The organism is Reichenbachiella sp. MSK19-1, assembly GCF_003590315.1.
GTDB classification, from domain to species: domain Bacteria; phylum Bacteroidota; class Bacteroidia; order Cytophagales; family Cyclobacteriaceae; genus Reichenbachiella; species Reichenbachiella agariperforans.
Genome location: NZ_MIER01000016.1, coordinates 718,173 through 732,365 on the forward strand (window position 1 = coordinate 718,173; position 14,193 = coordinate 732,365).

At 44.9% G+C, this 14,193-nt stretch carries 13 protein-coding genes; 8 read left to right on the forward strand and 5 right to left on the reverse strand.

The window, feature by feature from the left end; genetic code table 11:
* The first annotated feature begins 3 nt into the window (after nucleotides 1-3).
* Nucleotides 4-513: a shikimate kinase gene (locus BGP76_RS15680; RefSeq protein ID WP_255416145.1), complete on the forward strand. Its 510-nt coding sequence runs from the start codon at nucleotides 4-6 to the stop codon at nucleotides 511-513.
* Here BGP76_RS15680 and BGP76_RS15685 read toward each other — a convergent pair.
* Together BGP76_RS15685 and BGP76_RS15690 are read right to left on the reverse strand one after the other, a co-directional pair.
* A complete protein-coding gene (locus tag BGP76_RS15685; RefSeq protein ID WP_158584294.1) occupies nucleotides 510-2,078 on the reverse strand; it encodes an OmpP1/FadL family transporter in 1,569 nt (522 codons plus the stop codon). The two genes, BGP76_RS15680 and BGP76_RS15685, sit on opposite strands and share 4 nt — an antisense overlap.
* Nucleotides 2,079-2,130: 52 nt before the next feature.
* Complete coding sequence (locus BGP76_RS15690; RefSeq protein ID WP_147407485.1) at nucleotides 2,131-3,546, reverse strand: hypothetical protein; 1,416 nt, start codon at nucleotides 3,544-3,546, stop codon at nucleotides 2,131-2,133.
* A gap of 117 nt (nucleotides 3,547-3,663) precedes the next feature.
* Between BGP76_RS15690 and proS the strand changes: the two genes are divergently transcribed.
* From proS to BGP76_RS15725, 6 genes are all read left to right on the forward strand, one after another.
* Nucleotides 3,664-5,148, forward strand: coding sequence for a proline--tRNA ligase (proS, locus tag BGP76_RS15695; protein ID WP_073121134.1), 1,485 nt, complete (start codon nucleotides 3,664-3,666; stop codon nucleotides 5,146-5,148).
* Nucleotides 5,149-5,253: 105 nt separating this feature from the next.
* Nucleotides 5,254-5,721, forward strand: coding sequence for an NfeD family protein (locus tag BGP76_RS15700; RefSeq protein ID WP_158584295.1), 468 nt, complete (start codon nucleotides 5,254-5,256; stop codon nucleotides 5,719-5,721).
* A gap of 13 nt (nucleotides 5,722-5,734) precedes the next feature.
* Nucleotides 5,735-6,715: a flotillin-like protein FloA gene (gene floA / locus BGP76_RS15705; protein ID WP_084190472.1), complete on the forward strand. Its 981-nt coding sequence runs from the start codon at nucleotides 5,735-5,737 to the stop codon at nucleotides 6,713-6,715.
* Between the two features lie 181 nt (nucleotides 6,716-6,896).
* Nucleotides 6,897-7,505 carry a hypothetical protein gene (locus BGP76_RS15710; RefSeq protein WP_119845376.1) on the forward strand — a complete coding sequence of 203 codons (609 nt, stop codon included), beginning with the start codon at nucleotides 6,897-6,899 and terminating at the stop codon, nucleotides 7,503-7,505.
* Between the two features lie 602 nt (nucleotides 7,506-8,107).
* Nucleotides 8,108-8,902: a sensor histidine kinase gene (locus BGP76_RS15720; RefSeq protein WP_073121126.1), complete on the forward strand. Its 795-nt coding sequence runs from the start codon at nucleotides 8,108-8,110 to the stop codon at nucleotides 8,900-8,902.
* A complete protein-coding gene (locus tag BGP76_RS15725; protein WP_119845378.1) occupies nucleotides 8,899-9,513 on the forward strand; it encodes a response regulator transcription factor in 615 nt (204 codons plus the stop codon). The genes BGP76_RS15720 and BGP76_RS15725 overlap by 4 nt, the downstream gene beginning before the upstream one ends.
* A 368-nt stretch (nucleotides 9,514-9,881) precedes the next feature.
* On the opposite strand, the gene BGP76_RS15730 is transcribed toward BGP76_RS15725, so the two are convergent.
* Entirely contained in the window at nucleotides 9,882-11,501 is a 1,620-nt protein-coding gene (locus BGP76_RS15730) for a M1 family metallopeptidase (RefSeq protein WP_119845379.1), read from the reverse strand.
* Nucleotides 11,502-11,726: 225 nt separating this feature from the next.
* Here BGP76_RS15730 and BGP76_RS15735 point away from each other — a divergent pair, with 225 nt between their 5' ends.
* Nucleotides 11,727-11,987, forward strand: a complete 261-nt coding sequence (locus BGP76_RS15735) for a hypothetical protein (protein WP_147407486.1) — start codon at nucleotides 11,727-11,729, stop codon at nucleotides 11,985-11,987.
* Between the two features lie 350 nt (nucleotides 11,988-12,337).
* Here the strand turns inward: BGP76_RS15735 and BGP76_RS15740 are convergent, their stop codons facing one another.
* Nucleotides 12,338-13,096: a phenylalanine 4-monooxygenase gene (locus BGP76_RS15740; protein WP_255416146.1), complete on the reverse strand. Its 759-nt coding sequence runs from the start codon at nucleotides 13,094-13,096 to the stop codon at nucleotides 12,338-12,340.
* 129 nt (nucleotides 13,097-13,225) lie between these two features.
* Entirely contained in the window at nucleotides 13,226-14,188 is a 963-nt protein-coding gene (locus tag BGP76_RS15745; RefSeq protein ID WP_216011783.1) for a methylenetetrahydrofolate reductase, read from the reverse strand.
* Between the last annotated feature and the right edge of the window lie 5 nt (nucleotides 14,189-14,193).

Below are 14,193 nucleotides of genomic sequence, written 5' to 3' on the forward strand. Positions count from 1 at the left end.
CCATTGGCTTATCCTAAAAAAATATTTATAGTTGGTATGCCGGGATCTGGCAAAAGTACTTTTGGTAAGATCCTCGCAGAAAAGATTGGTCGTCAGTTTTTTGACTTGGACGAGCAAATCGTAAAAATGTCTGGCATGACTATCCCTGAGATTTTTGCTGATGCAGGTGAAGATCAGTTTCGTATGTTCGAGACTTATGCGTTAGGTATGATCACTCAGCTCAATGAGCCATCGCTCATCGCTACTGGAGGTGGCGCGCCTTGCTTCAATGGGAATATGGATATGATGAAACAGTCTGGTACCACGATATTTCTCAATACGCCAGTAGAAACGATCGCAGCACGTGTGATGGAGGACAAAGCCTCTCGCCCCTTGGTCAATGCTATTCCTGATGAGAAAATAGTAGAAGATATGAAGGTGCTTTTTGAGAAGCGCATCACTTTCTACGAGCAAGCTGACTTCACTACAGACTCTCAGATAGACGAGGTGATAGCCTATCTCGACGCTCTCTAGAAGTTAAACCCAAAGGTTACCGATGCATTCAGATTTTTGTGATCAATATGAGCGGAGGGACTGATGTCTTCATTCAGATCGTCAAAGCTGTATATCGTGTAAGGACTCCTTAAAGTCTCATACTGCGTGTGTACTATAGATAGATCGATGAACATGTCTTTGGTTCTATAGCCTAGGCCTCCAGATATTCTCTGTATGCTATTGTCTATTGAGCTATATCGGTATGGATCACCATCATGGGCATATCCCGCACGTACCATGAATTGGTTGGTGATTCTAAACTCGCCTCCTATACGAATATTCATAGCGTTTTGATAACGTGATTGAATTTCATTATTGTCCGCAGTGGTAGAGAAATCGTTTGACGACAAGTTAGCACTAGAATAGTCCGTGAATTCTACGTCAGCTGACAAGAAACCTGATTTTCCCAGAAATATAGAAGCTCCCGTAGAGAATTTCCAAGGAGTAGATAAGCTGTACTTGGATTCAGAATAATAAGGCCCACCTTCAGGTGCATAATCATCCAGCGTCATGTCATTTCCATCGATATTAAAGACGAAGTTGTTGTTCCAATCGACTAAAAAATCTTCAGAGCTAGTGTCGTACATGCCGTAGATAGTTGGTGTCTTAAATGAGGCACCTACACGTAGAATAGGAATGGGACGAACTATTATGCCGAGTGTACCATTGAGACCAGTGCCGTCAATTCGCAGTGTATTAATAAGACGATGTGAGTTAATGGCTGGATCTATGCTTCCATCGTAGAAGTATTCAGATTCGGTAAAGGTTTGTTCAGAAAAGTAATTGATGGTGGTGATGCCTAGTCCACCGCCAAAGTAAAAAATATCATTAATATTAGCACCGCCTGCGAAGTTCCATTCGTATTGTGCGCCAGTGGTTCTGATTTTTTCGACTTGTCTAGGTTGATCACCGATTAGCTTGTAGTAACCTGTAAAGGACGAGCCTGTAGCATCATCAGTTAATGTTTCTGGATTGATAAGATAGCTCTGGTAAGCATCATATTCTATTCCTCCTAGATTGTCTTCTTGTATTCCCCATGCTCCATCGATGTAGGAGTCTATGATAGAGGATTTTCCGACTTCCGTCGTGTTAAACCCATCATAGTTATACTGACCATGAAAGTTGTTGGTACGGGTCATGGTGATGGCAAATGTCCCGCCCTTGAAGGGTGAGTTTTCATCCTCATTAGGCATGCTAAAGGCAATCCCTAGGTTGGCGAAATTAAAATTGGCTTTGAAATCATGCGTATTGTTGCCAAAATACTGTGCATCTGTATTGTTGAAGTCCAGAGACGGCGTCACTGTGATGCCAGATTGGCGGATAGAGCCTAGCCCCGCAGGGTTAACATAGGCAGCATTCATGTCTCCTCCCAGAGATACTTGTGCGCCACCGATGGCTTGCATACGCGCAGTACCTCCATAGTAGGTTCTGCTAAACAGCAGCGCATCATTGTAATACCCGTATGCCCCTTCTTGCGCTTGCGCGATACGGATTTGTGTGACGCAAAGCATCAGAATAACTGATGACAAGATAACTTTTGACATTGTCATGGACTTCATGCAGTGTGAATTTGAGTTAATGTTAATGTGTTACGTACTAGCGTCTGCTTCGGCTCGATGAAGAACTAGACCCGCTGCTTCTCGATCCTGATGAACTTCTTGACCCTGACGAGCTTCTAGAACCCGATGAACTGCCAGACGATCTAGAGCCACTAGAGTAGCTACTACTTGATCTAGATGGGCTACTGCTGTAGGAGCTTCTCGATCCACTGCTCGACTGTGAACTACTACGCTGTTGGGTGTTTCTTGACGGAGCAGGAGAAGAATAACTACTGTTAGACGTTCTGGTGCGCGTCTGTGTCTGCGTGCTTGTAGGCTGCGTACGTGTGCGAGTGCTGGTGTTTCTACTATTACTGTTTGTACTCGTAGAGGTTCTGCTTGCTCTCTGGTATGAGTTTGATTGACTGCTGCTCGGTGCAGGTCTTGTGGCACTATTTCTTCTAGTATTAGTTGTGCTCTGGCTAGCTGTCGTGCGCCCTCTTGACGAACTAGACGTTCTGCTGTTTGCTACGTATTCGTTTTGTGATGAACGGCTTCTCGCTGCACTGCTGGCAGATCGCACACTGCTATTCGATGTGCGAGTCCTCGAAGAGGATGAGGCCACTCTGGCATTGGATGATTCACTGGTTCCCGATGTTCTGCTAGCTGATGAGCGGGTAGGCTCTACAGATGAAAGTCTACTAATACGGCCATTGTCGCTAGAAACATTCGACCCACGGCTGTATCTCGCACCTCTAGAGACGTTTCGAGAAGAGTAATAGCCATCATAGAAACCGTTGTAATACCCATTGTTGTAGGCATAGTATCCACCACCATAGTAGGGAGAATACCATCTATATCTGTTGTAGCTGTATACTGGACAGTAGAACGGGTCATAGTAGAACGGATCGTAGTAGCCATATCCGCCACCAAATCCACCGCCAAATCCCCATCCGTAGCTCATGCTCATGGACCAGCCAAAGCCTGAACCATAGCCGATACCCCATGAGGGTCCATATCCTCCGTACCCACCGTAGGCTGGGTATCCACCACCATACCCATTACCACCATAGTAGTTGTTGACGACTGTGGTCGGCTGCTGCTGTGCACTGTAGCTGTAGTCTGCACCAGAGTAGTTGTTGTCATATTCTTCTACATAGTAGTCTTGATCTGAGTAGATGGGCGCATTTGCATAGGCCTCTGATGCGACCGTATTTGTCTCATCCTTGTATTTTTGGATGTAGTCAGGGTTGACTTGCTTGTCCGCATAGGTGTTAGAATAGGTATTGGTATTATAAGCACTGATTGTCTCTTGCGAGTCTTTGGCTTGGGCTTCTTCTTGTTTTTCCTTTTTTTCTCTATCCGCAGCAGTGAAGTACATGTCGTCGTACTCTTGTGCCATGACGGGAATTTGGCTTCCCAGTAGTAAAACACCTAATGATAGGTTGGCGATGTTAAAGTAGATTCGTTTCATAGTGACCTCCTGCTAAATGATGATACTTTCGGTTATATTATACGGCAAACAATTATATTTGTCACGTAATTTCATCAAGAAATTAGCAATTTTCATACCAAAGAATACAAAATCAAGATGAGCAAAGGATTACCAAAAAGAAGCGAGGATTATTCGCTGTGGTATAATGAATTAGTGAAAAGAGCAGATCTAGCAGAAAACTCAGCGGTCCGTGGCTGCATGGTGATCAAGCCCTATGGTTATGCTATATGGGAAAAAATGCAAGCGACACTCGATGAGATGTTCAAGGATACAGGACATAGCAATGCATATTTTCCGCTTTTCATTCCCAAATCATACTTGAGCAAAGAGGCTGATCATGTAGAAGGGTTTGCTAAAGAGTGTGCCGTAGTGACACACTATCGATTGAAAAATGATGAAAATGGAAATGGCGTAGTTGTCGATCCAGATGCCAAACTGGAGGAGGAGCTGATTGTCAGACCTACATCTGAGACGGTGATTTGGAACTCTTACAAAAATTGGATTCAGTCATATCGTGACCTGCCTTTGTTGATCAACCAATGGGCTAACGTAGTACGTTGGGAGATGAGAACTCGTTTGTTTTTAAGAACTGCTGAGTTTCTATGGCAAGAAGGGCATACCGCCCATGCCACCAGACAAGAAGCCATCGACGAGACGGTACAGATGATGAATGTCTATGCGACATTTGCTGAGGAGTACCTGGCGCTACCTGTACTGAAGGGTGTGAAGACGGAGAGTGAGCGATTTGCTGGTGCGGAGGACACCTACTGTATAGAGGCTCTGATGCAGGATGGCAAAGCACTGCAAGCAGGTACGTCGCATTTCTTGGGACAGAATTTTGCGAAGGCTTTCGATGTAAAGTTCGCGAATAAAGAAGGTGGGGCGATGGAGTACGTCTGGGGAACATCATGGGGAGTGAGTACGCGACTCATGGGCGCATTGATCATGGCGCATTCGGATGACAATGGGTTAGTATTGCCGCCTAAGTTGGCACCATTCCAAGTGGTGATTGTACCTATATTTAGAAGTGAAGAACAACTGGCAGAGATATCTGAGGTAGCCAATAAGATCAAAGCAGATCTGAAGAAGTTCGGTATTAGTGTCAAATATGACGATAGAGATACTCATAAGCCGGGATGGAAATTTGCTGAGTATGAACTGAAAGGCACACCTGTGCGGATCGCAATTGGGCCGAAGGATTTGGAGAACGGTACAGTAGAGGTAGCTAGAAGAGACCTCTTGGAGAAAAATGTCATGCCAATGGATGATGACTTTGCGCAGAATATTTCAGTACTGCTCGATAATATCCAAGACACGATCTATCAGAAAGCGCTGAAATACCGCGAAGAGCACTCGTTCAAGGCAGATAGCTACGATGAGTTTAAGAAAATCATCTCTAGTGAAGCGGGCGGGTTTGTTTATGCGCACTGGGATGGCACGGCGGAGACCGAAGAGAAAATCAAAAACGAAACCAAAGCGACCATACGTTGTATTCCTATCGATCAAGTAGAGGAAGAAGGGAAATGCGTCTATTCTGGTGCTCCTTCTAAGGGGAGAGTCGTTTTTGCGAAAGCGTATTAGATAAATGTAGAAAAGTCGTCAAGAGATTGGCGACTTTTCTAGTATAGACACGTAATGTACGTGAGATATAGCTGTATATTAGGCAACCAAAAAAAGACCTTTACTTTGATAGACTGGATTATCATTTGTTTACTAATCTTAACAGGCATTGCCCTGATTATTCTGGAGATTATCTTCGTACCGGGGACGACTATAGTTGGGATTGGTGGTTTTCTCGTAGGAGGATATGGCATCTATCATAGCTATGAGTTGTTTGGGGCTGAAACGGGGCATTGGGTACTAGCTGTATCTGTTGTTGCTGGGTTTGCAGCTATTATCGTGAGTTTCAAATCGAACACTTGGAAGCGGTTTGCACTCAAGGGTAGTATTCAGTCTAAGGTGAATGAGAATAGAAATATTTCCCTAACGGTAGGGCTGGAAGGAATGACCGTTTCTTCGCTCAAGCCGATCGGGAAAGGAGAGTTTGACGGGATCGTGTATGAGGTACGATCTTTGGGCAATTTTATAGAACAACAAAAGGCCATCAAGATTATCAAGATGGAACAAAACAAAATATACGTAGAACTAATTTAACTGAATAGACATGATGTATTATGCTATCTACGCCATTATAGCGGTCGTAGGATTTTTCGTTTTCTTGTACTTTGTGCCACTAGGGCTGTGGATTACAGCGCAGTTTTCGGGAGTGAAAGTCGGCTTGTTCGAGCTGGTATTCATGAGAATCCGAAAGGTGCCGCCATCACTGGTTGTTAATTCACTGATCACGGCGACCAAAGCAGGTTTGCAAGTGACCTCTAGCGAACTAGAGACACACCATCTCGCAGGAGGGCATGTGCCTTCAGTGATCAAGGCATTGATTTCTGCCGATAAGGCCAACATCGAGTTGGAGTTTAACCAAGCAGCAGCGATCGACCTAGCGGGTAGAGACGTCTTCGAGGCGGTTCAGATTTCTGTTAACCCTAAAGTAATCACTACTCCACGAGTAGCAGCAGTAGCATCTGATGGTATTCAATTGATCGCTGTAGCGAGAGTGACGGTACGTGCCAACCTGACGCAACTCGTCGGCGGAGCAGGTGAAGATACGATCCTGGCGAGAGTTGGGGAAGGTATTGTGACCTCTATTGGTTCGGCAGTGACGCACAAGGATGTGTTAGAGAACCCAGATAAAATTTCGAAATTGGTACTGTCAAGAGGACTGGATGCGGGTACGGCGTTTGAGATCCTATCTATTGATATCGCAGATGTGGATGTAGGAAAGAACATCGGTGCAGATCTGCAAACAGACCAAGCAGCGGCAGACTTGAAAGTAGCAGAGGCTAAGGCAGAAGAAAGAAGAGCGATGGCAGTAGCGGTCGAGCAAGAAATGAAAGCCAAAGCACAAGAAGCCCGTGCGAAGGTGATCGAGGCAGAAGCTGAGATTCCAAAGGCGATGGCTGAGGCATTTAGAGAAGGTAACTTGGGCATCATGGATTACTATAAGATGGACAACATCAAAGCAGACACCGAGATGCGTGAGTCAATCGCTAAACCAAAGTCTACTCCGACTAAAAAGAAGGACGATAAGTAATTGATCTTCTCATTAGATAATATTCAAAGAGCCCCGAATACACATTCAGGGCTTTTTTGGTTTTCGTCTTCTACGAATACTGTGTTTAGGGTATTTACTTTCTGGATCAACGTAGACAATTTTGATTTCTACGGTCATAGCTGTACTTTCAATAATTAACTATAATTAAACTTAGAATGAAATGAGAAATTTAATTGTTTTTGGAGTTGTTCTTTTTTGCTTGATATCATGCAACCAGATCCAACCAGAAGGGGGCTTTATGTCCCTCGAAGAAGAGTTGGGCTATTATAGAGCTTTGGATCTGCCAATTCTGTCTGTAGAGGAGCTTGAAGAGCTTAAAGAGCAAAAAGCTCAGTTGAAAGAGAAGCTTCGTGAAGAGTTCCTCATGGGGCCAAGAGGTAAACGGCTATCTAAGAAGCGAGAAGGAGAGGTGAAAGGCGAAGTAAAGAAATTAGATAAGGTGTTTAAATATGTAGAGGATCGGATACCGCTGGACCTGTCATTTTCTAGAAGTTTTTACTACACTCTGGGTACAATGCGGGAGATGGTTACGCTCTACGACAGCTTGAATGAAAATTGTGATGCTAATATTGCAGGTGTTGGTCTATTTCTAAACAAGAGAGCGGGTTCAATGGGAGGTATGATTAGCTATATTGATTGCACAATGTTTCCTGTTAATGAGAAGAACAAAGTCCTTGAGGATTTTTGTGAGGGATTGCCAGGTAAACTGAACAAAGAAAAAGACGGTACAGCTTTTAATAACAGTGCCATTTGCCCAGATGATTGCTAATTATTCTAAATGACTAAACTATTCCTTTATGGATCGATTAGCTCCCCATTAATCCCATTATTCATAATGGGATTAATGTTTCGCTCGTTCAATTTCAACTTGAAAGTTTTGAGTGTGATTATAGGACTTTCATTCTTGTCGGATGTTGGTTCGTTTGGCTATTATCATCTCACTGGACATTCTACCTATTGGATTGTCAATACCTATAACTTACTCGATACAATTTTAGTTTTTTTCTTTTTTAGTAGGATTTTGAATCACAGGTTGGTATCCTATTTTATGCTTGGAATTATACTGGTCATGTCGGGATATTATTGTTATTCTGTTGGTGTTCATGTTATTTGGGGCGAAGTACTGTCAATGAAAAACATACTGGTAATGGGACTTTGTATCTTGTACTTTTTGCAAGTGTTTCAAAGTGATACAGAAATTTTTTTGGAGAACACACCACTGTTTTGGATAGTCATAGGTTTTATTTTCTATACAGCAGGGTCTTTCTTCCTGTGGTTGATGAGTTCTGAAATAGTGAACAATCCGAAATATTCAATGCTAATAGTGCACCTCGGTAACATTCTAAAAAACATCCTTTTTGCCTTAGGTCTATGGAAAGCCAGAGTAGTCAATTGAATGTGGAGATGGTGCTCATCTTGGGGACGAGTGGGATGCTGTTTTTGGTCACCTCCATCGTCTTGTTTATCTATCTCTATCAACGCAAGCTGATCAAGAAGAAGCTAGAGTATCAGGAGATCGAGGATTTACTCAAAAAGCAAGAGTTGAAATCTGCCTACGCGATGCTGGCAGGTAAGGACAAGGCCTACAGAGAAGTAGCCGAGGAGCTACATGATAACCTTGGTAGTATGCTCGTGACGCTCAATATGCTCTCGGACACTATTCCCCAAAAGACTGACCCAGCGTCGCTGAACCTGATCGCCAAGAAGATATCGGAGGTCGCTACGAAAGCCACCGAGGCGACACGTCAGATTTCGCATAGTCTACATTCGGAGGCACTGATGCATTTTGGCTTGGCCTCTGCGATTCACGAACTGGCTGGGGCACTCAATGAGTCGCACACGATCTCGGTCCATGTAGAAGTTCAGATCACGACCGAATTAGAGGGACATGTGAGTCTGAATCTCTACCGTATCATTCAGGAGCTGGTGAACAATACCCTCAAACATGCCAAGGCCAAGAATCTAAACATCGATGTATCAGAGGCCAAGGGGCATCTCAACGTCATCTTTGAGGACGATGGGATTGGGATGGTCAATGTCGAGGAGTATGAGCGAGGACTGGGGCTGAAAAATATTAAATCTCGAGTAGCGAAGCTAGAGGGGCAGATCACGATGGAATCAGGTCTGGGAAGAGGTACCACTTGTATAATAGATATACCATTATGAGCGAAATCAAAGTGTTGTTAGCGGACGATCATGCCATCGTCATGGAAGGGTTAGAAGTGATCCTGAGTTCGGACGAGCAGGTGCAGGTAGTCGGTACAGCCGCCAATGGCGAAGAGGTACTGGCATTCGTCGCAGCGAATGAAGTGGATATGGTGATTCTCGATATCAACATGCCCGTCATGGACGGAATCACGTGTGCACGGAAACTGAAAAAGAAGTACCCCACTCTCAAAATCATCATCTTGACCATGTTTGCGCAAAAGTCATTTGTAGATGAGATACTCAAAATAGGAATCGATGGATGTTTACTCAAAAACAACACGGGTAAAGAACTGATTGGAGCGATCAATCGGGTCATGAGTGGACAGCCCTATTATGACAGGCTCAGGGAGTTTAAATCTGATGAGGAGATCAAACAACACAAGTTGAGCGCACGAGAAATCGATGTGATACGACTTATGGCAGAGGGGCTGACCAGTACAGAGATTGGTGAGAAGTTGTTCATCTCAGACCTCACCGTGCAGACGCATCGCCGCAATCTCATGCGCAAACTCGACATGAACAAAGGCGTACAGGTCGTGCAGTACGCCAAAGAAAATGGATTGATATAGCTTTTTAGATTTTAGAACCTAGATCAATGGTCTGATATTTAGCACTTCATAAACTGAGGTTTGATCTATCGAGAGGAAAGATTATTTCGAAAATTTCACTGTTTGAGCGAAGCGAGGTTTGAAATTTTCTAGTCTTTTTGCTTCCTTTTTTGGCAATGAAAAAAGGAAGAGCCTATCTGGCTTGAAGACATAGTACGATTGATGCATTTCAGAGACGGTTTTAATGAAAGTTAAAATCAAACTTAGATTACTAGCTTTTTAGATTTTAGTACCTAGACAAAAGGACAGCGCATAGTAGAGCAAACAAACCTAGAGCGCCTCAAATATTTGCCCTCTCGTCATACCCAAACGATCATCATTATCGTCATTTATTTTATCTTCATCTCCGCGATGTAGTAGTTCGGGTCGACGACTAATGCCGTCCCCATCTCCTGTTGCCATGTTCCTGCCTGTGGGGTTAGGGTTCGCGCTACGCCATCTATCGTCACTTGGATCGGCATGTTAAACCCATCCACCGTATTGGTCCAGCGGTAGTTTAGGATTTCGTCTTTGCTGTAGTATTCCAAAATCGGTAGGCGTGTATCTCGCAGGTATTGGTCAAAGAACGCGGCTAAGTCTAAGTCCGCTTTTTGACTGATGTAGTTTTCTATCTGCTGACTGGTGACCGTCTGATGGTAAAACTCCTCCCCCAGTCCGCGCAGAATCTCACGCCATAGTACGTCATCATTGATCCAGCTGCGTAGGGTGTTGAGCATGTTGGCGCCTTTGTAGTACACATCCGAATCGTGATGCTCGGCGTTGATGCCATAGTCTCCGATGACGGGGTAGGCATTGGCGATGTTCATTCTGGTGCCGCGTACATACTCCCTACCCGCATCTGTGCCGTAGAAGTACTCTACAAATATCCCCTCGGAGTAGGCCGTGAAACTCTCGTGTATCCACATGTCAGCCGCATCACGATGGGTGATGTTGTTGGCAAACCACTCGTGTCCTGACTCGTGGATGATGATGAAATCAAATTTGAGTCCCCAGCCTGTACCACTCAGATCCCTGCCCAGATAGCCATTCGCAAATTTATTGCCATAGGTAACGGAGCTTTGGTGCTCCATGCCGAGATAGGGCGCTTCTACGAGTTTGAATCCATCCTCGTAGAAGGGGTAGGGGCCGAACCAGTGCTCGAAGGCTTCTAGCATGCGGTGGTTTTCTTTGAACTGCGCACGCGCCTTTTTTTCGTTGTATCGGAGTACCCAGTTGTCTATGTCCAGCGTCCCTTTTTCTCCCGCATAGGTCTCGTGCCAGTGGGTGTAGTTGCCGATGTTGATATTGACGCCATAGTTGTTGATGGGGTTGGAGACTGCCCAGTGATAGGTCTTCGTTTTTTTCTTTTTGTTTTCCTCTGTCTTGACGAGGCGTCCGTTGGATACGTCGATGAGGCCTTTGGGCACCTCTACACTGATCAGCATGCTGTCCACTTCGTCGTACATGTGATCCTTGCATGGCCACCAGACCGATGCGCCCAGCCCTTGGCAAGAGCTGGCGATGAAGTGCTTGCCTTTTTCGTCCTTCTTCCAACTGATGCCGCCATCCCACGGCGCGTGGACTGCTTCTCTCGGTTGGCCGCTATAGGTCACGACGATGGACTCTGTAGCACCCTTTTTTTGTTCTTTTTGGAGTGAAATGAAATGTGCATTGCCTTCGGATTTGAAATCAAGCACTTTTCCATCTTGTGTCACCTGGGTGATCTTCAGTGGAGGCTGTAGATCGACCTGTATGACCTGATGTGGTTCTAACACTTCGTACTGGATCAGGTTGCTACCCACGAGGCTTTTGCGCTCTGGCAGTACCTCCACGGTCAGGTGGTAGTAGGTCAGGTCCCACCAGACACGCTCCGGCGTGATCGTGCCACGTAGGCTGTCTTGTCTGTCGTAGGTTTGTGCTGTGCTCAGTTGAGCCGCGAAGAGCAATAAAGAAAGGAGTACGTAGCGCATAATAGTAGAATCTATGTGTGCTAATATCGCAAATTTGTCAGCAATAAGTCAGGGGACTTATATGAGTGGTCAGATTGGACAATGAACTGGCTTGAACAGAGCCTTTGTAAGTTGTCTAGGCTTGGTTCATGTATTTCTTAGTTCGACTATGGATTTTAGTTATATTGTGTTAGTGGAGTATTGACAACAGTCACCTTGTTTATAACTCCCAAGACATTCAATGTCATGAAAATCAAAGTTGTAGTTTTTCTAGTGTTTTGTCTCATGATTCTGGCAAGCGGATGTCAAGAAGAAACAAGTGACGAAGTAGGTGTCTGTGGAGAGACCGATTTGGTAAAGGAAGAAACGGATCACACTGGGGTCATATATTATCATAGTGAAGAGGTAGCCTACGCTATTTACTCCTCGATAGAGGGGACGATAGACAGTCAAGATGTAGGCATACTTTGCTCCTTAGAAGAAGAATATCAAGTCGATGGTCAATAGGTGCTATTCAGTGGATGCTACAAAGCGTATGACAAAACTCCCGCTCAGGTTATCGCTGAACAGCATTATTATTATTTAGAGATCACGCAGATAGACTTAGTATCAAGTAATTGAATGATTATGAAATCCGTACATGTATTGATCTGTTTGCGGATAGGGAGGAATGTCTTCGAAGACTTCAGTCATTTTTAGGAATGAGGGAAGTCTTACACCTCCCCAAAACAGGTATTTAGATAAGTACCTTGCAGCTGATGATTTGATATCTGATTCTGGGAGAAACCCTCTCGCCTTTCGTGTGTGTGTTCTTGAGTCATGCAAATAGAATTGTTTTTACTTTAGTTCCCGCTCATTCACACCCTTTCCTCTATACAGACTTCTAGCTCGGGCAGGCTATCAAAGAGAGTCTGGTAGCTGTCGATGACGAAGTATTGCTTTTGGAAGTCGTGTTTGTAAAAGGGCGTGTCGAGTACAGTCGATACATCATAGGGGATGCGTGGCACGTTGGGGTCTTCTAGGGCATAGAGCGATTCGCCAGGAGAGGACACGATGCCTGCGCCATAGATTTTGATTTCCCCATCCTCTCTGATCAATCCAAACTCTACTGTAAACCAATACAGTCTGCTCATCAGTTCAATCGCTTGTGGACTATCGATGTGTTTGAGCACGATGGCGGCCAGTCCCTTCATGAACGCACTGAAATGTGGGTTGCTGAGCAAGGGGACATGTCCAAACACGTCGTGAAACATGTCTGGTTCTTCGAGATACTCTAGTTGGGATAGATCTCTTAGCCAGGTGGTGACTGGGAAATGTTTGTTGTGCAAGAACTCGAAAAAGGGTCGGTCAGCGATCAGGCCTGGGACGATGTATAGGTGCCAACCTGTCGCTTGTTTCAGGTAGGCGTTGGTTTCTTCCAGTCGAGGGATTTTGTCCGCAGTGAAACCACAGATGTCTAGCCCATCTAGATAGGCAGAGGAAGCTCTGTCCTTTAGGATGGTAATTTGTTTCTGATAGAGCAACCGCCAAACCTCGAAATGTTCAGGTGTATACTCGTCATAAGCCTGATGCATGGGCTCGGTTGGGAAATCATAGGGTGTTTTGTTTTCCAACATAGGGGTGTCATTTTGGGGTAGCATAAAAAACTAACAACTGTTAGTTTTTTATGAAATTTACAAAAAAGCACGGAATAGCGCAATTTTTATTCTTCTCAAAATGAAAGGAGTCGTGGTTGGGCGTGTCGATCAGGAGTTGCCAGCGAGTAGCTCATTCTTCAATGCTGACGCACGCTGCATCATTTCAATCTCTCGGAGGAGTTCTATCGAGGCATCTATTTCTGCTTTGCGAATCGCGACGCTTTCGATGTTGAATCCTATCGGGATGCCTTTGACACGACTGTACTCCAGCAGTTCTTTGGCGACAGTCTTGCAGATATCCACCGAGCGAAAGAGAATGTTTTCGGAGTGCTTGAGGTCATTTCTGAGCCACTTAGGGATGTAAATCCCCAGCCACTCCATGAACTGTAGGGTCTTGAGCGAACCACAGGGCGTGAGGGTGAAAATAATAGGAGCCAAAGGAGTCTTGGTCTCTAGGCAGTGGTAGTAGTAGTCTGATAGAAAGTCTTTGGCATTGTCTATACTGTAGACGCACTGGGAGATGAAAAAGCTACAGCCATTTTCGATTTTTCGGGTCACCCGCAGGTGTTCGTCTTCCTTTTTGAAATGACGCTCTGGGATGGTGACACCACCGATGAGCACTTCGGAGGCAGAGGCGAGACGTGCGGCATAGGCTTCCTGTAGAGTGAGTCCATTCTCTTGCGCAGACGGAGACCCTACAAAAACAGAGTATTCTATTTTATTGGGGTTCTCTTTGAGCCAATCCTGAAAGCTGTCCGGGGTGAATTTGCCGACACTCTTGTAGACGATCTTTGGGATGTCGAGTGCGGTGAGGTATTGTGCACTATACACGCCTGGATCCAGAGTCTGCATGTAGGGAAATGGTCTAGGCACATCGGTGCGAGAGGACTCATCTTGTATGTCGTACAATACCAGTGCATCTAGTTTGATGTCCCTGAGTCGAGCGATCTGCTTGTCAGCGATCGCTTGTATCTTCTCTTTGTCAGTGGTGTATTTGGGAGGAGTCAGTCCGTAGAATAAGTACTGCCCTTTGTTTTGTAGTAGTTTGTCTTTCAGCATGCAATCAATCATGTAAT

Coding starts and splice junctions, on each gene's coding strand:
- BGP76_RS15685 (WP_158584294.1), bottom strand. CDS start 2,078: ATGTCAAAAGTTATCTTGTCATCAGTTATTCTGATGCTTTGCGTCACA.
- BGP76_RS15690 (WP_147407485.1), bottom strand. CDS start 3,546: ATGAAACGAATCTACTTTAACATCGCCAACCTATCATTAGGTGTTTTA.
- proS (WP_073121134.1), top strand. CDS start 3,664: ATGAGCAAAGGATTACCAAAAAGAAGCGAGGATTATTCGCTGTGGTAT.
- floA (WP_084190472.1), top strand. CDS start 5,735: ATGTATTATGCTATCTACGCCATTATAGCGGTCGTAGGATTTTTCGTT.
- BGP76_RS15710 (WP_119845376.1), top strand. CDS start 6,897: ATGAGAAATTTAATTGTTTTTGGAGTTGTTCTTTTTTGCTTGATATCA.
- BGP76_RS15720 (WP_073121126.1), top strand. CDS start 8,108: ATGGAAAGCCAGAGTAGTCAATTGAATGTGGAGATGGTGCTCATCTTG.
- BGP76_RS15725 (WP_119845378.1), top strand. CDS start 8,899: ATGAGCGAAATCAAAGTGTTGTTAGCGGACGATCATGCCATCGTCATG.
- BGP76_RS15730 (WP_119845379.1), bottom strand. CDS start 11,501: ATGCGCTACGTACTCCTTTCTTTATTGCTCTTCGCGGCTCAACTGAGC.
- BGP76_RS15735 (WP_147407486.1), top strand. CDS start 11,727: ATGAAAATCAAAGTTGTAGTTTTTCTAGTGTTTTGTCTCATGATTCTG.
- BGP76_RS15740 (WP_255416146.1), bottom strand. CDS start 13,096: ATGTTGGAAAACAAAACACCCTATGATTTCCCAACCGAGCCCATGCAT.
- BGP76_RS15745 (WP_216011783.1), bottom strand. CDS start 14,188: ATGATTGATTGCATGCTGAAAGACAAACTACTACAAAACAAAGGGCAG.